The following is a 19,031-nucleotide window of genomic DNA, read 5'->3' as shown; positions in this document are numbered from 1 at the left end:
TTTGTTCTTAAATAACTTTCCATGGAAGTTTTCCGTTAGATTCCCGTAAGCTGTATGATAGCGTCCGCCCTCAAGCTCAGCCGGGCACGTATGGATCCGGTCGGAAAATCCCGACCGGTCATGTCGCGTCGGCGGATGCGACAACGGTTGTTGGCCAGGGGCAAACCGGTCGCCGACAGCTCGATCGAAGCCGGCTGTTCTGCAGATTGCGGAACCACCATCGAATGGTCCTTCGCCGAGGTCATGGCCCCACAGGCCAGGGCGGACGGATCGGACTGGAGAGAGAAAGACAATGGGCACTTTTTTCTACATGCTCCTGGCGTTCCTGGTAGGTGTGTTGGTTGGCTGGTTCATTTGGGGACGCCTGCGTGGCGAGCTCGACAGTTTGCGCGGCGATCTCGACCGCACGCGCAGCGAACGTGACAGATTGCGGGCCGATAGCGACCGTCTGACCGGTGAGTTGGATGCATGCGGCCGCGCCCGCGCCGACCTCGAGCGGCGGCTAGGCGAGGCGCCGGCCGCCAAGGCGCCAACCGCGGCAACAGCCAAGGCGCCAGCCGCCAAGACCGGCGCGACCAAAGCCGCGATGCAGGCGCCGTCAACCCTGATGTCGACATCCGCACCAGCCAAACCGGCGCCGAAAAAATCTGTAACGGCGAAGGCCGCGACTGCGCCACGCGCAAGTGCCGCGAAAACGGCAACGCCGAAACCGCCTGCATCGAAAGCAAGCGCCGCGCCCAGGGCCGCGCCAGCGGCAAGCAAGGCTGCGCCGGTGGCAAGCAAGGCCGCACCAGCGGCAAAGAAAGCCGCGACCGGCAACTCAACGACCGCAGCGGCGGGCAAAGCCAACGATCTGCGTCGCCTGATCGGCATCGGCCCGACCAACGAGCGGCTGCTCAAAGGGCTTGGGGTCACGACCTATGCCCAGATCGCCGCCTGGACGCCCGACGATGTCAAGCGGATCGAGGCGACATTGAATTTCGACGGCCGCATCGAACGTGAACGCTGGATCGAGCAGGCGAAACTGCTTGCCGCCGGTGACGAGAAGGAATTTGCGCGCCGCTTCCCGACCGCGGGAGAAGCCAGCAATACCTGATCCATGGCAAGACGGCATCTGGAACAAGGCGGCGCCCTCTGGCGCCGCTTTTGTTTTTGCCCCCCGCGCCTTTGCGTCTTGAGACGCCGTTCCCTCGATTGCGCACGGTCGAGCCCCCATATAGATCGATCGCTGGTGACCGCAGCATCCGAGCCTTATGTCCCTGCCCCTTCCCTTTGCAATCTTCCGGAACGACGAGACCGCGCGTCAGCTCGTTTTCGACCGGCCGGCCGAGATAATCGCAGCGCATTGCGAGGCGGACTTTTTGCCGGCCCTGGAAGCAGTGCAGGCCGCACATGACGGCGGCAAATGGCTGGCCGGCTATTTCTCCTACGAGGCCGGTTACCTGCTCGAACCCAAGCTCGTTCCGCTGCTGCCGGCCGGCCGCCGCGCCCCGCTTTTCTGCGTCGGCGTGTTCAACGCGCCGGTCGAAGAGACGGTCGCGCCAGGCGATCTGCCGGCTAGCAACGGCCCGATTTTTGACGCCAAGGCAGCCTGGTCTTCGGACGACTACGCCAAACGCTTTGCCAGGCTGCATGACCACATCCGCAAGGGCGACTGCTACCAGGGCAATCTGACCTTTCCTGTCCACGCGCAATGGTCGGGCGATCCACTGGTCGCCTTCAACGCGCTAACCGAACGCCAGCCGGTAAAGTACGGGGCGCTGGTCGCGCTCGGCGATCCGATCGTCTTGTCGCGTTCGCCGGAACTGTTCTTCGAGGTCGACGCGGAAGGCATGATCGAGACACATCCGATGAAAGGCACCGCGCCGCGCGGCGCCACCAAGGCGGAGGACGATCGCCTGAAAGCGTTCTTGCGCAACGACGAGAAGAACCAGGCCGAGAACCGGATGATTGTCGATCTCCTGCGCAACGACATTTCACTAATCAGCGAGGTTGGCACGCTCGATGTGCCGGAGCTTTTCCGCATCGAGAGCTACCCGACCGTCCACCAGATGGTGAGCCGCGTACGGGCGAAACTCTTGTCCGGCCTCACCATCCGCCAGATTTTCGCCGCGCTGTTCCCCTGCGGCTCGATCACCGGCGCGCCGAAGATCCGCGCCATGGAGATCCTGCGCGAGCTGGAAGGTGGCCCGCGCGATGTCTATTGCGGCGCCATAGGCTGGATCGCGCCCGGCGGCCGGATGCGCTTTTCGGTGGCGATCCGCACCATCTCGCTCTTTGCCAATGGCGAGGCGGTCTACAACGTCGGCGGTGGCGTCGTCTTCGATTCGACGACCGAAGAGGAGTACCAGGAGTGTCTGCTGAAAGCCCGTTTCGCGACGGGAACACTACCGATTTCGAACTGATCGAAACAATGCGCTGGGAGCCCGGCTCGGGTTTCCTCCGCTTCGACCGCCATCTCGCGCGGCTTTACGGCTCGGCAAGCGAACTCGGTTTCGCCTGCGATCCGCAAAGGGTCGGCGAAGCGCTGATGAATGCGGTTGGCCACCAACAGATCGCGATGCGCACCCGCCTCGTCCTGTCGCGCAAGGGCGAAGTCGCGGTTTCGGTGCAGCCCTACGAGCCGCTCGCCGCAGACAAGGTCTGGACACTGCAGCTGGCGCGGGTGCGGCTTGATTCGAGCGACATGCTGCTGCGTCACAAGACCAGCCGCCGACAAACCTATACGCGCGCCCGCGCCGAATATCTTGCCAGCTGCGCCGACGAGGTGCTGCTCGCCAATGAGCGCGGCGAAATCTGCGAGGGCACGATCACCAATGTCTTTGCCGATTTCGGCGACGGCGTGCTGGCCACGCCGCGGCTCGATTGCGGCCTGCTGCCTGGCGTCCTGCGCGGTGAACTGCTGGATCAAGGCCGCGCCGGCGAAGCGGTCTACACGTGGAACGAACTGAAATCGGCCAAGGCGCTGTTCGTCGGCAACTCGCTGCGCGGATTGATCCCGGCGCGGCTGGGCTGAAGCATCGGGAGACAACAATGTTCGTGGTTTCGCTGAACTACAAGGTGCCGCTGGCCGAGATCGACCGCCTGCAGCAAGCGCACATCGAGTGGCTGAAGGCCTGTTATGCGGAAGGCATTTTTGTCGCCTCCGGGCCGAAGCGGCCGAGGACCGGCGGCATCATCATCGCGCACGGTCCACGCGAGGTGCTCGATGCCAGGCTGGCGGACGATCCCTTCGCCAAGGCAGGCGCCGCCGATTACGAAATCACCGAATTCACGGCGAGAATGGCCGCTGCCGCACTGGAAGTCTACAAAGAAGCATGAGTTTCCGCCCACCGACCCACACACCCTATGACGGCTCGTCGAAACTGTTCACCATCGGGCTGAAGCCGCTCAATCTCGATAGATGGATCGAGGTCGACGAATATCTGCTGCCCTATCTTGCCGAGAAACGCCGGCTTTACGCGGAAATTCCCGACAAGGTTTTTGTCGAGGAGCAAGCCACGCGCGACGCTCAGCGCGAAGTGCTCGATCTGCTCGGCGCGCATCTGGCGGCGAACTTTCCTGAGACCCACAGGCGTACCGACAACGCGATCGAGGTGATCGGCGGCACCGACAATCTCGAAGGCCCAGGAACCGCAGCTTCTTTCAGCGATGCGCCGCTTGTCGCGGCCTCGTTACTCGTCCAGGAGGATTTGATCCTGATGCGCCGCGACGAGAGCGGCTGGCGTCTGGCGGCCGGCTCGCTCTGCTTCCCCTCGTCATGGTCGCTGATCGAAAAATTCGGCAAGCCGCTGCAGCAGATCCACGCGCCGGTACCGGGTTTCGGTCCGGGCACACGCCCGGCCGATCTCATCAACCGCATGTTCGACGGCCTCCAGGGCCAAGCCGTCGAACGCTATAACTGGTCGATCCAGGCGGGCGACGCGCTCTACCATCCGCTCTCGAACCTCGAACGCATCGACCGCGCCAGCAGTCGCCCGTCGAGATTCCCGGACGGCGACATCGACGCCCACGCCTTTATCCGCGTCGAGCGGCAGACGCTGAGAAAGCTCCCCGTTTCGGGCGACGTACTCTTCACCATCCGTATCCATCTCGACCCGCTCGCCGTGCTGGAGCGCCACCGCGACCGCGCGTCACTCGCAGTGTCCTTGGCCGAACAACTTCTGGCGCTGGACGAGGCACAGCTCGACTACAAGGGGATGACCGCCGACCGTGACCGCCTGGTCGCGTGGCTCAGGGCGCTGGCGCTGTCCTAGAGCAGTTCATCGTTTCACGGAAACGCCGAACCGCTCTACCTCTTTGTTCTTGCGCAATTCCGGACGGAAAACCGTTTCACACCTTTCCTGGAATTGCCCTAAATCGCAGCCAGGCCCAGCAGCAGGATCGCGGACATCGCGGTAAAGACGGTGACGTTGACGTCCCACCGCCAGCCCGCCGGTCCAAACGGCGGCCGGAATGGTGGATAGCCGTTCTCGTCGTAAAGCACTCCGCCATAGATCGGCCGCGAGAGCATGGCCACGAAGAACGCTCCATACATGGCCGCGGCCAGTCCCCCCGCGAGATAGAGCCGCTCGGCCTCGAGTTGCCCCTTGATCCAGATAAGCCCGAGCGCAATCAGCGCCACTCCGGTGTAGCTCAGCACCTACCAGACGACGTGAAACCGGGCGTGGGGGGTCCACAACGGATTGGTCGCGTGGGTGGCGTTCAAGTCGGCTTTGATCGTCACCACACCGTAGCCCACGGTCGCGACGCTCAGCAGAATTCGGGCAAGCAGATGACCGTCGTAAGCGAGTTCCATCGCATTTCCTCCCTCACGCCGGAACGGCTTGAATGGCGCCCTGGGCACAGAAGAGCTGCCCATCGGCCAGCCGCGCATAATTATGGACGATCCCGTTCTCGTGATCCTGCAACTGCACAATGAAGTTGCCGCTCTGCTCCGTCCAGCTCGCGAGCACGAGATTCGGGCGCACGCTGGTCAGGCCGACGTTGACCACCTCGTCGATTTCGGTGGTCCCGATCGACGCCTGGATATGCAATTCCTGCGGCGAGAGAAATGTCAGCCGCGGTACGAAGGGGCCGAAAACGCAGTCGAAAGTCTTGCCTACGAGCGAGGCTGGAAAAGCATCGGTTGCTGCCATCATCCTCTCCTTGGGCATGGCCGCTGCGACCACGCCATTTGACGATTCTCGGTATCGCAGTCGCAGAAATATTCCGAATAGGTGCCCTTGGAGCGCTCCAAGGAATACGATCCCTCTATTTCGGTTTTGAGTCAATAAAATTCTTGGAGCGCTCCAAAAAATGGTCTATCTCAGGGAAAACGAGTGAATCGCCAATGCCCACCCTAGCCGATGTCGGCAAGGCTGCCGGAGTTTCCCGGGGGACTGTCTCCAACGTCTTCAACCGGCCGGAGCTGGTTAGGCCTGAATTGCGCGAGCGCGTCGAAGCGGCCGCGCGAGCGCTCGGGTTTGGCGGCCCCGATCCGAAAGGACGATTGCTGCGGGACGGCAAGTTCAATGCCATCGGGTTCATGCCGCCTGGCGCCTACGCCATCTCCGAAGTGATGAGAAGCCCTTACGGCCGCGAGCTGGTGCTCGGCGTTTCGCTCGCCTGCGACGAGGCTGGAACGACGCTCAGCCTTGTAAACGGCACCGTCAATACGCGCTTCGCCAGCATCCGCGATGCCCTGGTTGACGGCTTTATCCTTGGTCACAGCGCCGACATTGGTCTCATAACTTCGGTACAGAGACGGCGTCTGCCCTTCGTCATTCTCGAAAGCGACGCAGGTCCCGGCATCAATTCGATAAAGATCGACGGCAGGAGTGGAGCGGTTGCTGCTGTCCGGCATTTGACCGGGCTGGGGCACCGGCATTTTGCCATCCTTTCGGTGCGCCGGACTCCCGGCCCGCCGATTGTCCACATGCCCGGACAGGCAACCCGCCCGCTTCTGGCCGGCTTCCCGCTCGACGATGAAAGGCTCGACGGTTTCAAACAGGGTTTGGCGGAGGCGAATTTGTCGATCGACGATGTCCCGATCATCGAGACGATCCCAGGCGAGCCATCTGCCGGAGCAGTAGTGTTCGACAGAGCACCTGAAGCAACCGCGATCCTGACAATGTCGGATTGGCAGGCGATCACGATATTGGACGAGGCGGTTCGCCGCGGCATAGACGTGCCGGGCCACGTATCGGTCGTCGGCTTCGATGGCACCGCCGAATCCGCACGCACCACGCCTCCGATGACCACTGTCGCACAGGACGTGATCGGAAAAGGCAGGCTTGCCGCCCGAATGGTTCTTGACAATGAAGCCCCCCGCCAGGTCGTTCTGCCGGTAGAACTGGTGGTTCGAGCCTCCACAGCCGCGCCGAGGGCAAAAATCCGCTGAAACGGGCGGGCGCGCCATCCGCACCAGGGGCGGCGCTCGCAGCGTCTTTTCTCTGAGCAGCGTCTGGCACTGGACGAGGCACAACTTGACTATAAGGGCCTGACAGCCGACCGTGACTGCCGGCGGAAGACAACTGTAACTTGTGGCTTGGGGGAACAATGATCCAGCATCTTGGCAGGCCGGTCACGTTCATGGCCGCGATCCTGGGACTGTTGACAGCAGCCGAGGCGGAGCCGGTGACGTATGCCGGCAAGCTTGGAAAGAGCGATATCGTCGTCGAATTCGCCGGCGACCCCGCGGCCGCCGGCGGCCCGCTGGCCGGCCGTTATTTCTACCGCTCGAAGGGCGTCGACATCCCGCTGCAGGCCCGGTCTCAAAAGGGCAGCAAGTTCGAACTGGCCGAGGAGGAGGCATGCGGCGCCGACAATTGCGATAACGGAAAGGCCGCGCCGATTGCCGCCGTCTGGCGCCTGGCCTCATCGAGTAACGGCAAAACCCTTGAAGGCAGCTGGAACGGAAAGAAGGCGCTGCCGCTCAGATTGGAACGGGTCGCAAGTCGGCAGGTGACCGAGAACGAGCCCAGCAGCCCGCTCGATCTCTACGATTTCAGCTTCATGAAGTTCTTCGGCAATGACACGCCGCTCACCATGGAAACGTCCCCTTATGACTATCTGCGGATGGACACTCGGCTCGATAACGGCAAGACGACTGGTTGGCCGGACGCAACCTACCGCTATGTCGTCGACCCCCGCACCAAATTTGCCACGCCGCGCATTGTCGAACTGTTCGGCGACGTTCCAATCGAGGCCGCGAATGCTCTGCTGCAAGACAGGCACTGGCGCGCAAACATCGGCGCACTGGGCTGCGTGGCGGCGCAATATGCCGGCTTCAACGAAGGCGGGTCGATTGAGGGTGCGGACGGCGGCACACTCGGCGGCTATGAGGACAGCACATTCGAATTGACCTCGCTGACGCCGCGGCTGATGAGCTGGCGGGAGTCCGGCAGCATCTTCTGCGGCGGAGCGCATCCGACCAACTATTCGGACGCCTACATCATGGATGTGCGCCGCGGCGTCCTGCTCGGGCTTCAGGACATTTTCTTGGATACGGTGGATGGCAAGCCCGGTCCTTCCCTCGCCTCCTTGGTCAAGCAACGGCGCAAGAAACCGACCGATCAGACCGATATCGATCACGAAGCCGAATGCGGCATGGACGATCTCATCGGCGAATATCTGGCGGTCAGCCTTTGGCGTCAGGGTGACAAGCAGGTTCTGGTTTTCGGGCTCCAGACCCTGCCGCATGCCATCCAGGCCTGCGCCGACGATCTGCTGGAACTGCCGGTCGCCGAGGCACGTGACCTCTTCAAGCCTGAATTCGCAAGACTGGTCGAGCCGTAGCCGGGATGGCGCGGCGTGAGGCCGGCCGTCCGCTTTTCGCTTTATTGTGACAATGATCTATGGTTTGTCGCGCCGCGGCCAAGCCGCTGTTCCGAAGCGTTTTTTGAGGGAGTAATCGATAAATGGCGAATGAAAACTGGCCCGTTTACGGTGAGATCACCGGCCCTGTCGTGATGATCGGCTTCGGCTCGATCGGACGGGGAACGCTGCCGCTGATCGAGCGCCATTTCAAATTCGACAAGTCGCGCATGACGGTCATCGACCCGCGCGACACCGACCGCAAATTGCTCGACGAGCGCGGCATCACCTTCATGCAGGATGCGGTGACCAAAAAGAACTACAAGAAGCTGCTGACACCGCTTTTGACCAATGGCGGCGGCCAGGGCTTTTGCGTCAACCTGTCGGTCGACACTTCCTCGCTCGAGCTGATGAAGCTCTGCCGCAAGCTTGGCGTCCTCTACGTCGACACGGTGGTCGAGCCCTGGCTCGGCTTCTATTTCGACGAAAAGGCCGACAATGCCTCACGCACCAACTATGCGCTGCGCGAGACGGTGCGTACTGAAATCGCAAAGAACCCGGGCGGCACCACGGCGATCTCGTGCTGCGGCGCCAATCCCGGCATGGTCTCGTGGTTCGTCAAGCAGGCACTGGTCAACCTCGCCACAGATCTTGGCCTCGACTTCTCGGAACCCGCGCAGCACGATCGCGAAGGTTGGGCCAGGCTGATGAAGAAGGCCGGCGTCAAGGGCATCCATATCGCCGAGCGCGACACCCAGCGCACCAAGAAACCCAAGCCGATGAACGTGTTCTGGAACACCTGGTCGGTCGAAGGCTTCATTTCGGAAGGCCTGCAGCCGGCCGAGCTCGGTTGGGGCACGCATGAGACGTGGATGCCGAAGAACGCCAAAAAGCACAAGAACGGCTCGAAGGCCGCAATCTTTCTGGAGCAGCCCGGCGCCAACACGCGCGTGCGCACATGGTGCCCGACGTCCGGTCCGCAATACGGCTTCCTGGTGACGCATAATGAGGCGATTTCGATTGCCGATTTCTTCACTTTGCACAGCAAGAAGGGCAAGGTGCAGTACCGGCCGACCTGCCATTACGCCTATCATCCCTGCAACGACGCCGTGCTGTCACTACACGAGATGTTCGGTGCCGCCGGCGAGGCTCAGCCCGTGCATCACGTGCTCGACGAAAACGAACTGGTCGATGGCATCGACGAACTCGGCGTGCTGCTCTACGGCCACGCCAAGAACGCCTACTGGTATGGCTCGCAGCTGTCGCTGGCCGAGGCGCGCAAGCTGGCGCCCTACCAGAACGCCACCGGCATGCAGGTCACGTCGGCGGTGCTGGCCGGCATGGTCTGGGCGCTGGAAAATCCCGAGGCCGGCATCGTCGAAGCCGACGAGATGGATTACAAGCGCTGCCTCGACGTGCAGAACCCATATCTCGGGCCGGTCAGGAGCTATTATACGGACTGGACACCGCTCGACAATCGGCCTGGTCTGTTTTCCGAGGACCTCGACACCAAAGACCCGTGGCAATTCCGCAACATCCTCGTTCGATAGCAGCGTTGCCTCGACACTCCGCCAGCTTGCAATCGCCCGGAAATCGGGCGATTGAAGAGGGCGGACCGAGGAGAGGAATTTGATGATGACGATTGTGCAAAGGTTGCTTTCGGCTGGCGTTGCCGCAGCCGCTGCCGTCACGTTGGCGGCCTGCACCACCACCGGCCCAGGCGAGCCGCCGGTGATCACGGCCAAAGGGGTCGAAGGCTCCTGGATCGACGCGCAGGGCACGGGCTTGTCCACCTTCAGGGGCGGCAGCTTCGCGACCGTCGCCACCGATACCGGCCAGAAGCTTGCCGATGGCAGCTACACCATGACCGGCGGCACCTCAGTCGAGATCCATGGCACTTCGCTGATCCGCCAGACGCCGATCAGCTTCAACTGCTTGATGGTCTCCACCAGCCAGCTCAATTGCACCAGCGCGAGCGGGCAGAATTTTGTGCTGACCAGGCGCACCTGAAATTCGATTCCGACTTGACTTTGCAAAGGGCGGCGGCTTCAAGCCGCCGTCTTCTTGCGCCGGCAAAGCTGATGCCGATTTCCGCTTGCATCGACTGAAACGCGATGTGAACATGGCCCGAGAGGGCTGTTACATCCCAGTCAAACAAGAGCGTTAAACGCGTCTGGTCCAGTTATCCGGGAGACGAGAATGAAGAAGATCGCTGCCATCGCCGCGCTGTCGGCATCGGCGCTTGGCCTGTCGGCAGGGGTATCCTTTGCCGACTACACGCTGAACATCCTGCACATCAACGACTGGCACAGCCGCATCGAGAGCAACAACAAGTATGAATCGACCTGCTCGGCCGAGGAGGAGACCAAGGGCGAATGCGTCGGCGGCGCCGGCCGCCTGGTCACCGCGATCGCCCAGGAGCGCAAGAAGCTGCAAGGCCAGAACGTGCTGCTGCTCAGCGCCGGCGACAATTTCCAGGGCTCGCTCTTCTACACGACCTACAAGGGTAAGACCGAAGGCGAATTCCTCAACCAGATGAAATTCGATGCCGAGGTGGTCGGCAACCATGAGTTCGACGATGGCGAGTCGGCGCTGGCGCCGTTTCTCGACATGATCCAGTTTCCGGTGCTCGGCGCCAACGTGAAGGCCAATGCGCAATCCAAGCTCGGCGACCGCGTCAAGCCGTCGATCGTGGTCGAGGTCGGCGGCCAGAAGATCGGCATCGTCGGCGCGGTCACCAACGACACGCCGGAGCTTGCCTCCCCTGGCCCGAACATCGCCATTGAAGACGACGTCAAGTCGATCACCGCTGAGGTCGAGAAACTGAAGGGAGAGGGCGTCAACAAAATCATCGCGGTCACCCATATCGGCTACAAGCGCGAGCGCGACGTGATCGCCAAGATCCCGGGCGTCGACGTGGTGGTCGGCGGCCACAGCCATTCGCTGCTTTCCAACACCGACCCCAAGGCGGAAGGCCCTTATCCGACGATGGTCGACAATCCGGACGGCTACAAAGTGCCGGTCGTGCAGGCGGCGTCCTATTCGAAATATCTCGGCGAGTTCAAGGTCGTGTTCGACGACAACGGCGTCGTCAAGGAGGCCAGCGGCGATCCTATCCATCTCGACAAATCGATCATTCCCGACCCCGCCGTGCTTGCCCGTATCAAGGAACTCGGCGCGCCGATCGAGGCTTTGAAGAACAAGGAAGTCGCCGAGACCACCAAGGCGATCGACGGCAGCCGCGAAAACTGCCGCGCCCGCGAATGCGAGATGGGCAATCTGGTCTCCGACGCCGTCCTCGACCGGGTCAAGGGCCAGGGTGTAGAGATCGTCATCTCGAATGGTGGCGGCTTGCGCGCCTCGATCGACCAGGGCACCGTCACCATGGGCGAGGTTCTCACCGTCCTGCCGTTTCAGAACACGCTGGCGACCTTCCAGATCTCCGGTAAGGATCTGGTTGCCGGCCTCGAAAGCGGCCTCAGCCAGGTCGAGGACGGCGCCGGGCGCTTCCCGCAGGTTGCCGGCCTGAAATATGCGTTCGACAAATCGGCGCCGCCTAACGGACGCGTCAAATCGGTCGAGGTGATAGAAGGCGGCGCCTGGACGCCGATCAAACCGGAGAAGGACTACCTGGTCGCCACCAACAACTATGTCCGCCAGGGCGGCGACGGCTACAAGGTGTTCGCCGAGAAGGCCAAGAACGCCTATGATTACGGCCCGGGGCTGGAACAGGTCGTTGCCGATTACCTCGGCGCGCACCGGCCCTATACGCCGAAGCTCGATGGCCGCATCACCGAGATCGCCGCGACCGGAGCCCCGACCGCAGAACCTGCCAACCCGGCCGAACCGCCAAAACCTGCTGAGGCAGCGCCGATAAAGCCTGCTGAGCCGGCAATGCCCGAAATGCCGGCCGGCTCCGGCGACATTTCCAAAACGCCGCCGGCCGTCCCGGCGGAAACCGCGCCGGCAACACCCGCACCCGCCGAGCCGGCCCAGCCGGCGGCACCTGCGGCTCCGGCCACACCGGCTCCGGCGACCCCTGCTCCGGCCGAACCGGCCAAGCCCGCCGAGACAGCGCCTGCCCCGAGTCAGCCAGCCCCAAGTGAGCCGGCAAAACCTGCCGAGCCGGCTGCGACGGCACCAGCCGAAAGCAGCCATGTAATCGTCGCCGGCGATACCTATTGGGATCTCGCGGTGAAGGCCTATGGCGACGGCACCAAATGGAAAATGATCTACGATGCCAACAAAGCCTACGAGCCACGCCGGCTGCCGGTCGGCGCAACCTTGACTATCCCGGCGGCCTCGAAGTAATCCGGCCGCATGAACGCAATGCACCCGCCCGGCAAACCGGGCGGGTGCTGCATTTCTGGGATAAGGTGCGGCCAGACGCTGCATTTGAAAACCGGCGCGGCATCGCTACTTTCGCCGCGGCACCGTTGGTTCGCGGTGTTGGAGAACCTCATGACGCGTGCCAGCCCTGCTGAAATCAAAGCCGAGAGGACCACCGCCTCGCCGTCGGCAGGGCGCCCTCTGGTCAGGACCGGCAAGGTCGGTGTCATGCTGATCAATCTCGGCACCCCGGACGGCACCGGCTTCAAGCCGATGTGGCGCTACCTCCGGGAGTTCCTGTCCGATCCGCGCGTCATCGAGCTCAACAAGGCGATCTGGTATCCGATCCTCTATGGCGTGGTCCTCACCACCCGGCCGAAGAAATCGGGCGCCAACTATGCCAGGATATGGAACCGGGAGCGCAACGAGTCGCCGCTGCGAACCTACACCCGTGCCCAGGCCGAGAAGCTCGGGCTTGCGCTCGGCGATTTACCCAACGTCGTCGTCGACTGGGCGATGCGCTACGGCAACCCTTCGACCGAGAGCGTGGCCAACAGACTGGTCGAGCAAGGCTGCGACCGCGTCCTGTCTTTCCCGCTCTATCCGCAATATTCGGCGACGACGACTGCGACTGCCAACGACCAACTGTTTCGCGCGCTGATGAAGATGCGCCGCGCCCCGGCCATTCGCAGCGTGCCGCCCTATTACAACGAGCCGGCCTATATCGAGGCGCTCGCCCGTTCAATCGAAAAGCATCTGGCGAGCCTCGACTTCGAACCGGAAATTGTCATCGCTTCCTATCACGGCATTCCTAAACCCTATTCCGACAAGGGCGACCCCTACCAAGCCCATTGCCTCGAGACGACGCGGCTGCTGCGCGAAAAGCTCGGCTGGGATGAAAAGAAGCTGATCACAACCTTTCAGTCGCGCTTCGGCGCGCAGGAATGGCTGCAGCCCTACACCGACAAGACGGTCGAAAGACTAGGGCGCGAAGGCGTGAAATCGATCGCCATCGTCAATCCGGGATTTTCCGTCGACTGCATCGAGACGCTGGACGAAATCGGCAGGGAAGCGGCCGAGACCTTCCACCATGCCGGCGGTGAAAAGTTCGCACACATCCCTTGCCTCAACGACAGTGCCGAGGGCATGGCGGTGATCGAGGCGATGGTGCGGCGCGAGTTGTCCGGCTGGGCCTGAACAGATCACCCGTCCATGCACCTGCAATCCGTGATCACCTGATTGTAACGTTGCTGAAACACACTTAAGTGTTTGGTCAAGTCGGCCGCGTGGAATGTCCAACATGGCCGGCTTTTGAGGGGAGAGCCAAATGGGTTTCAGTGGTTTTGATATCGCGCTTCTTGTTCTTGTCGCCCTTGTCGTCCTGGTGCTTTTCAAGGGCATCCGGACAATTCCGCAAGGCTATAATTATACCGTCGAACGCTTTGGCCGTTACACCAGGACATTGAACCCAGGCCTAAATCTGATCGTGCCTTTCGTCGACCGTGTCGGCGCCAAGATGAACATGATGGAGCAGGTTCTCGACGTTCCGACGCAGGAGATCATCACCCGCGACAATGCCACCGTTGCCGTCGATGGTATCGCCTTCTATCAGGTGCTCAACGCGGCGCAGGCCGCCTACCAGGTCTCCGGCCTGCAGAATGCGATTCTCAATCTCACGATGACCAACATCCGCACCGTGATGGGCTCGATGGACCTCGACGAACTTTTGTCGAACCGCGACGCCATCAACGAGCGCCTGCTGCGGGTCGTTGACGAGGCGGCGCATCCCTGGGGCATCAAGATTACTCGTGTCGAGATCAAGGACATCAACCCACCGGCCAATCTCGTCGAATCGATGGGCCGCCAGATGATGGCCGAGCGCAATAAGCGCGCCCAGATCCTCGCCGCCGAAGGCCTCAAGCAATCGCAGATTCTGGAGGCCGAGGGCCGCAAGGAAGCCGCCTTCCGCGACGCCGAGGCGCGCGAGCGCTCGGCCGAGGCTGAAGCACGCGCCACGCAGGTGGTGTCGGAGGCGATCTCCAAGGGCGACGTGCAGGCGCTCAACTACTTCGTCGCGCTGAAATACACCGAAGCGCTGACCAAGATCGGCTCGGCGACAAACAGCAAGCTCGTTCTGATGCCGATAGAGGCCTCATCGCTGATCGGCACGCTCGGCGGCATTGGCGAAATCGCCAAGGAGGTTTTCCGGAGCGAAGGCACCGCCGCCGCCGCACGACAGGCCGCCCGCCCGCCGGTGGTTCGCCCGAGCGAAACCTGAGGCCGCCGCCATGCTCGACCGCATTGTTTCCGAACTCGGCCCGTGGAGCTGGATGGTCCTCGGCTTCGTCCTGCTGGTTATGGAGGTTATCGCGCCGGGTATTTTCATGCTGTGGATCGGCATTGCCGCGCTGTTGATCGGCGTCGTCTCACTTCTCATCTGGGATGCCGGTTTCTGGACCTGGCAGGTCCAGGTCCTCGCCTTCCTCGCGCTGTCGCTGGTCTCGGCCTATGTCGGCAAGCGGCTGGTGGGCGGGCGCCATGATGAAACCGACCAGCCGCTGCTCAACCGTCGCGGCGCACAGATGGTCGGCCGGACGGCGACCCTTGCCGAGCCGATCAAGGACGGGCGCGGCCGCATCAAGCTGGGCGACACGTTGTGGCGCGTCTCCGGCCCTGACCTGCCGGCCGGCACGCAGGTGCGCGTGACGGGCGCCGCTGATACCGACCTGGAACTGACGGTCGAGGCGGTCTAGAAGCCCGCTAGGCAGCACCGATGCGCAGCAGGTCGTGCAGATGGACGAGCCCGATCGGCCGCCTGCCTTCGACCACCATTAGGCTGGTGATGGCCGAGTCGTTGATCGTCTGCAGCGCCGTCGCAACAAGCGTGTCGGGCGCGGCCATTTTTGGCTCTCTGGTCATCACCTGATCGACGCTCATCGCCAGGAGATCGCTGCCGATATGGCGCCTGATGTCACCGTCGGTGATGATGCCGATCAGCTTGCCGTCCGCGCCAGTCACCGCCACGCAGCCAAACCCCTTGCGCGACAATTCCAGGATCGCTTCGCGCATGCCGGTACCTGACGACACCAGCGGCAGCCTGTCGCCGACATGCATGATCTCGCGGATCTGCGTCAGGTTGGCTCCGAGCTGGCCGCCGGGATGGAACGTGCGGAAATGGTCCGGGGTGAAGCCGCGTGCCTCGAGCAGCGCGATGGCCAGCGCATCGCCCATCACCATTTGCAGCAGCGTCGAGGTCGTCGGCGCAAGGCCGTGCGGACAGGCTTCCGGGGCTCGCGGCAGCAGAAGCACCACGTCCGCTGCGCGCGCCAGAGCCGATTTTTCGCCCGCAGTGACCGCGACCAGCGGGATCGAGAAGCGCCTCGAATAGGCGATGATGCCTTTGAGCTCGAGGCTTTCCCCCGACCACGACAGGGCGACGATAGCGTCGTTCCTGGCGATCATGCCGAGGTCGCCGTGATTGGCTTCGGCAGGGTGGACGAAGAAGGCCGGCGTGCCGGTCGAGGCGAGCGTCGCGGCGATCTTCGAGCCGATATGGCCGCTTTTGCCGACCCCGGTGACGATGACGCGGCCATCGATCTGCGACACCATGTCGACGGCCCGTGCGAACGGCTCGGCCAGCCCGTTTTCGAGAGCGTCTGCCAGTGCCGCGACGCCGGCCTGCTCCGTCGCCACCGTTCTCAGCGCCGAGGCAATCGCGGCCTGCCCGTCGTGCCGCTTCCTGTCTGGGGATTTCACGTCCATGGACGATGCGATTAGCGCTTCGGCGCGCGCCTGTCCAACGGAATTGCCGCCCCGAACACCTTGACGGCCCATCCCTCAACGCTCCGTTAACCATCCCCATTTACGGTTTCGTAAGTATGGCGCGCGTGCGCCGCGCAAGCAGTGGTGCCGATGTCCGGGTTTCAGCCTCAAAGCAAAATGGGACGAAAGGGCAAGGCGATCTGCGCTTTGCTGCTGGCAACCAGTGTCCTTGCGTTGTCGCGGCCGGCGCTGCTTTGCGCCCAGGAAACCGAGCTGCGCGGCGAGGTTTCGGAATCGACAATCCTGGACGACCAGCAGTACAAGATCAGGCAATCGAGCATGGCTGGAACCCAGGCCGCGCAGGCTGCTGCAACCGCCAACGACAATACGCCGCTGCCTACCTATCGTCCGGCCAGTCCGGGGGCCTTGCCTGACGACGGCACGGGCGAAGCGGCCACAACCGGCGGCACTTTCGATCCGCCAGAGGCCAGCGGCGACCCATTTCCCGACAACCCTGCTCCGCCGCCGCGACGGCGGCCAAGCGCAACGCAACGCGCCACCAATGCGGCCAACGCCGAAGACGAGACCGCGGACAGTACGAAGAGCAAGGGAACCGCGACTGCAGGCGCGGCGACGACCGATGACACCGATACAGCTGCCATAGACGAGCAGGATACGGTCAACCGCCGTGCCGTCACCGTCGATTCCGCCGAGAGGCTCAAGCTCGACCCCGGCGCCGAGCGCACCGAAGCCATCGAAGGCCAGAACAAAAAGAACGAGGACGATCCGTTCGCCGCCGCAGGCATCGAGCTCGGCTCCTTCGTGATCCGGCCGACGCTCGAGCAAGGCCTGACGTCTTCGACAAACGCCGATTCGAGCAGCCTCGGCAAGCCGGCATTGCTGTCGGAAACGACGCTACGCTTCAACGCCGTCTCCGATTGGCGGGAGAATTCGGCGACGGTTGAGGGCTATGGCATCTTCCGCGAAACCTTGTCCGGCTATGACATTCACGAGGCGCAAGGCCGCGTCGACGGCACGCTCAACATCGATCTCGACAATGATCTGCGCGCCATCGCCAAGCTGGGCTATGAGGCCGTGCCCGAATCAGCCTCGTCGCCGGACGCCATCGTCGGTGCCGTTGGGCAGCCAGTGCGCCAGACCGTGAACGGCAGTCTCGCCGTCGAGAAGGATGCCGGCAAGATGCGCTTCGCGCTGACCGGCGCGGTCGAGCACGACATCTTTGGCGACGCCAAGCTTTCGTCGGGCGGATCGCTGTCGCAGAAGGGCCGCGACTCGACGCTCTACACGGCCATTTTGCGCACCGGTTACGAGATCTCGCCTGCCATCACCCCGTTCACCGAAATCGAGATCGGCCGGCGCGCTTATGATTTGCGAGTCGATCCAAACGGTTTCCAGCGCTCCTCGACCAGGCTTGGCGCGCGGGCCGGCGTCGAGCTCGATCTCCGCGAAAAGCTTAGCGGCGAGTTCTCGGTCGGCTGGCTGCGCGAAGCCATCGACGACGACGCCCTGCCGGCGATTTCGGGCGCGACGGTCAATGCCGATCTCAAATGGTCGCCGGAACGCGGCACCACGATCGGGCTCACCGCACAGACGACCGCCGAGAACACGACGAACGCGGGCGAAAGCGGCGACATGCTCTATTCCGGCAGCCTCACGGGAGAGCGGCAAATCCGCGCCAACCTGACCGGAAATGCCGCACTCGGCCTTGAATGGCGCGACTATACCGGCTCCGACGATCATGATTTGACGCTGAGCGCCGAGGCTGGGCTGACGTGGTGGCTGAACCGCTACACCGGGCTCACCACCCGCGCCAGGACTGAAAAACTGACCAGCAACCTGGTTGGGCGCGACTACACGGCCAACAGTATCTTCGTCGGCTTGAAGTTGCAGCGCTAAACGCATGTCGCGCAAAAGTGTGCAGCGGTTTTGCGATAATGACATTCATAAAACAAGAACCTAATGCGCGTCGCATGAGGTCGGTCGAACGCGGCGCGCTTTAGCCGGTCTGCGGCAGCCGGTGTTGAAAACTACAAGGCTACGCCGCGGCGTTCTGACGGCGCGAGTTCGTCCAGAAGCGTGCGAATGACACCGGCCATGCTGGCATTCATGTCGCTGCGCCACAGTGCGAAGGCAACGTTGGCCTCGACGAAGCCTTCGGGCGAGCCGCAGTCGAACGTCCGCCCGCGGTAGTGGTAGCCGTAGAAGGGCTGTTGCTTCTGCAGCTTCAGCATTGCATCGGTGAGCTGGATCTCGTTGCCGGCGCCTTTTTCCTGACCTTCGAGTATCTTGAATATCTCCGGCTGCAGGATGTAGCGCCCGTTGATGTAGAGGTTCGACTGCGCCGTGCCGGTCTTCGGCTTTTCCACCATGCCGGTGATGCGGAAACCGTGATGCGCGTCCTCGCCGCGGCCGACAATGCCGTATTTGTGCGCCTCGGCCGGATCGCATTCCTGCACGGCGACGATGTTGTTGCCGGTCTCGGCGTAAAGCTCGACCATGTCCTTCATGCAGCTTTTTTCCGACTGCATGATCATGTCGGGTAACAGCAGCGCAAAGGGCTCGTCGCCGACAAGCTCGCGCGCGCACCAGACGGCGTGACCAAGGCCGAGCGGTACCTGCTGGCGGGTGAAGCTGGTCTGCCCCGGCGCCGGCTGCAGCCGCTGCAGGCGGGCGAGCTGGTCGTCCTTGCCGCGCTGCGCAAGCGTGTCGTAGAGCTCGAACTGGACATCGAAGTGATCCTCGATGACCGCCTTGTTGCGGCCGGTCACGAAGATGAAATGCTCGATCCCCGCATCGCGGGCCTCATCGACCACATACTGGATGACCGGCCTGTCGACGACCGTCAGCATTTCCTTGGGAATGGCCTTGGTAGCGGGGAGAAAGCGCGTGCCGAGACCGGCAACCGGGAACACTGCCTTGCGAACTCTCTTCATGTGCCAATTATCCATTTGCATGCCTGTTCGGCAATCCCGATTCGAGACATTTTCATGCCGAAATCGAGGATTACTGAACGGCGGGTCAGAAATCTCAGTTGGTAAAGCATTGACGCATCTTTTCACCCCGGACGGCACCTATGGTAAACCAAATGCTAACCGGGTTCGGCGATGAATAGTCTTCCTGAG

Annotated in this window: 19 protein-coding genes; 14 read left to right on the top strand and 5 right to left on the bottom strand. The window is 62.6% G+C overall.

The genetic code is table 11. From position 1 onward, the window contains the following. The first annotated feature begins 292 nt into the window (after positions 1-292). The 5 genes from NKH70_RS08830 to NKH70_RS08810 all read left to right on the top strand — a co-directional run bounded on the left by NKH70_RS08830 (position 293) and on the right by NKH70_RS08810 (position 4,256). Entirely contained in the window at positions 293-1,096 is an 804-nt protein-coding gene (locus NKH70_RS08830) for a helix-hairpin-helix domain-containing protein (protein ID WP_353025113.1), read from the top strand. A gap of 157 nt (positions 1,097-1,253) precedes the next feature. Beyond that, positions 1,254-2,405, top strand: a complete 1,152-nt coding sequence (locus tag NKH70_RS08825) for an aminodeoxychorismate synthase component I (protein ID WP_352713510.1) — start codon at positions 1,254-1,256, stop codon at positions 2,403-2,405. Continuing rightward, positions 2,354-3,016, top strand: coding sequence for an aminotransferase class IV family protein (locus NKH70_RS08820; protein ID WP_352713511.1), 663 nt, complete (start codon positions 2,354-2,356; stop codon positions 3,014-3,016). Before NKH70_RS08825 ends, NKH70_RS08820 begins: the two co-directional genes overlap by 52 nt. Before the next feature lie 17 nt (positions 3,017-3,033). Next, positions 3,034-3,321, top strand: coding sequence for a YciI family protein (locus NKH70_RS08815; protein ID WP_352912625.1), 288 nt, complete (start codon positions 3,034-3,036; stop codon positions 3,319-3,321). After that, complete coding sequence (locus NKH70_RS08810; protein ID WP_352912626.1) at positions 3,318-4,256, top strand: heme-dependent oxidative N-demethylase family protein; 939 nt, start codon at positions 3,318-3,320, stop codon at positions 4,254-4,256. Before NKH70_RS08815 ends, NKH70_RS08810 begins: the two co-directional genes overlap by 4 nt. Before the next feature lie 98 nt (positions 4,257-4,354). Here the strand turns inward: NKH70_RS08810 and NKH70_RS08805 are convergent, their stop codons facing one another. From NKH70_RS08805 to NKH70_RS08795, 3 genes are read right to left on the bottom strand one after another with little or no spacing between them, the layout of a single operon-like run. Next, the gene (locus NKH70_RS08805) at positions 4,355-4,642 is read right to left on the bottom strand and encodes a hypothetical protein (RefSeq protein WP_352910765.1); all 288 of its coding nucleotides are present in this window, start codon (positions 4,640-4,642) and stop codon (positions 4,355-4,357) included. Continuing rightward, positions 4,643-4,798: a hypothetical protein gene (locus tag NKH70_RS08800; protein ID WP_352910761.1), complete on the bottom strand. Its 156-nt coding sequence runs from the start codon at positions 4,796-4,798 to the stop codon at positions 4,643-4,645. A 13-nt stretch (positions 4,799-4,811) separates the two neighbouring features. Continuing rightward, on the bottom strand, positions 4,812-5,171 hold the full coding sequence (locus NKH70_RS08795) for a MoaF-related domain-containing protein (protein WP_353025110.1): 360 nt from the start codon (positions 5,169-5,171) through the stop codon (positions 4,812-4,814). A gap of 161 nt (positions 5,172-5,332) precedes the next feature. Between NKH70_RS08795 and NKH70_RS08790 the strand changes: the two genes are divergently transcribed. The 8 genes from NKH70_RS08790 (at position 5,333) to NKH70_RS08755 (ending at position 14,879) form a co-directional block, all read left to right on the top strand. Then, entirely contained in the window at positions 5,333-6,382 is a 1,050-nt protein-coding gene (locus NKH70_RS08790; protein ID WP_352910758.1) for a LacI family DNA-binding transcriptional regulator, read from the top strand. A 158-nt stretch (positions 6,383-6,540) separates the two neighbouring features. Then, the gene (locus NKH70_RS08785) at positions 6,541-7,779 is read left to right on the top strand and encodes a hypothetical protein (protein ID WP_352910756.1); all 1,239 of its coding nucleotides are present in this window, start codon (positions 6,541-6,543) and stop codon (positions 7,777-7,779) included. A 122-nt stretch (positions 7,780-7,901) separates the two neighbouring features. Then, complete coding sequence (locus NKH70_RS08780; protein ID WP_352465847.1) at positions 7,902-9,347, top strand: homospermidine synthase; 1,446 nt, start codon at positions 7,902-7,904, stop codon at positions 9,345-9,347. 85 nt (positions 9,348-9,432) lie between these two features. Continuing rightward, positions 9,433-9,807, top strand: coding sequence for an outer membrane lipoprotein Omp10 (gene omp10 / locus NKH70_RS08775; protein ID WP_352665656.1), 375 nt, complete (start codon positions 9,433-9,435; stop codon positions 9,805-9,807). Between the two features lie 189 nt (positions 9,808-9,996). After that, entirely contained in the window at positions 9,997-12,108 is a 2,112-nt protein-coding gene (locus NKH70_RS08770; RefSeq protein WP_353025108.1) for a 5'-nucleotidase C-terminal domain-containing protein, read from the top strand. Positions 12,109-12,258: 150 nt separating this feature from the next. Next, positions 12,259-13,323 carry a ferrochelatase gene (gene hemH, locus NKH70_RS08765; protein WP_352665513.1) on the top strand — a complete coding sequence of 355 codons (1,065 nt, stop codon included), beginning with the start codon at positions 12,259-12,261 and terminating at the stop codon, positions 13,321-13,323. A 130-nt stretch (positions 13,324-13,453) separates the two neighbouring features. Beyond that, positions 13,454-14,404 carry an SPFH domain-containing protein gene (locus tag NKH70_RS08760; protein WP_353025106.1) on the top strand — a complete coding sequence of 317 codons (951 nt, stop codon included), beginning with the start codon at positions 13,454-13,456 and terminating at the stop codon, positions 14,402-14,404. Between the two features lie 10 nt (positions 14,405-14,414). Continuing rightward, entirely contained in the window at positions 14,415-14,879 is a 465-nt protein-coding gene (locus tag NKH70_RS08755; RefSeq protein WP_352454064.1) for an NfeD family protein, read from the top strand. A gap of 7 nt (positions 14,880-14,886) precedes the next feature. On the opposite strand, the gene NKH70_RS08750 is transcribed toward NKH70_RS08755, so the two are convergent. After that, a complete protein-coding gene (locus NKH70_RS08750) occupies positions 14,887-15,888 on the bottom strand; it encodes a KpsF/GutQ family sugar-phosphate isomerase (protein WP_292664673.1) in 1,002 nt (333 codons plus the stop codon). 177 nt (positions 15,889-16,065) lie between these two features. On the opposite strand from NKH70_RS08750, the gene NKH70_RS08745 reads away from it, so the two are divergent. Then, positions 16,066-17,805 carry an outer membrane beta-barrel protein gene (locus NKH70_RS08745; RefSeq protein ID WP_502908331.1) on the top strand — a complete coding sequence of 580 codons (1,740 nt, stop codon included), beginning with the start codon at positions 16,066-16,068 and terminating at the stop codon, positions 17,803-17,805. A 131-nt stretch (positions 17,806-17,936) separates the two neighbouring features. On the opposite strand, the gene galU is transcribed toward NKH70_RS08745, so the two are convergent. Beyond that, positions 17,937-18,842, bottom strand: coding sequence for a UTP--glucose-1-phosphate uridylyltransferase GalU (gene galU, locus NKH70_RS08740; RefSeq protein ID WP_352713532.1), 906 nt, complete (start codon positions 18,840-18,842; stop codon positions 17,937-17,939). Between the last annotated feature and the right edge of the window lie 189 nt (positions 18,843-19,031).

Source organism: Mesorhizobium sp. M0991 (genome assembly GCF_040318915.1).
Taxonomy (GTDB): Bacteria; Pseudomonadota; Alphaproteobacteria; order Rhizobiales; family Rhizobiaceae; genus Mesorhizobium.
The sequence above is the reverse complement of the archived record's forward strand: the minus strand, read 5'-3'. Positions and strand labels throughout refer to the sequence as shown.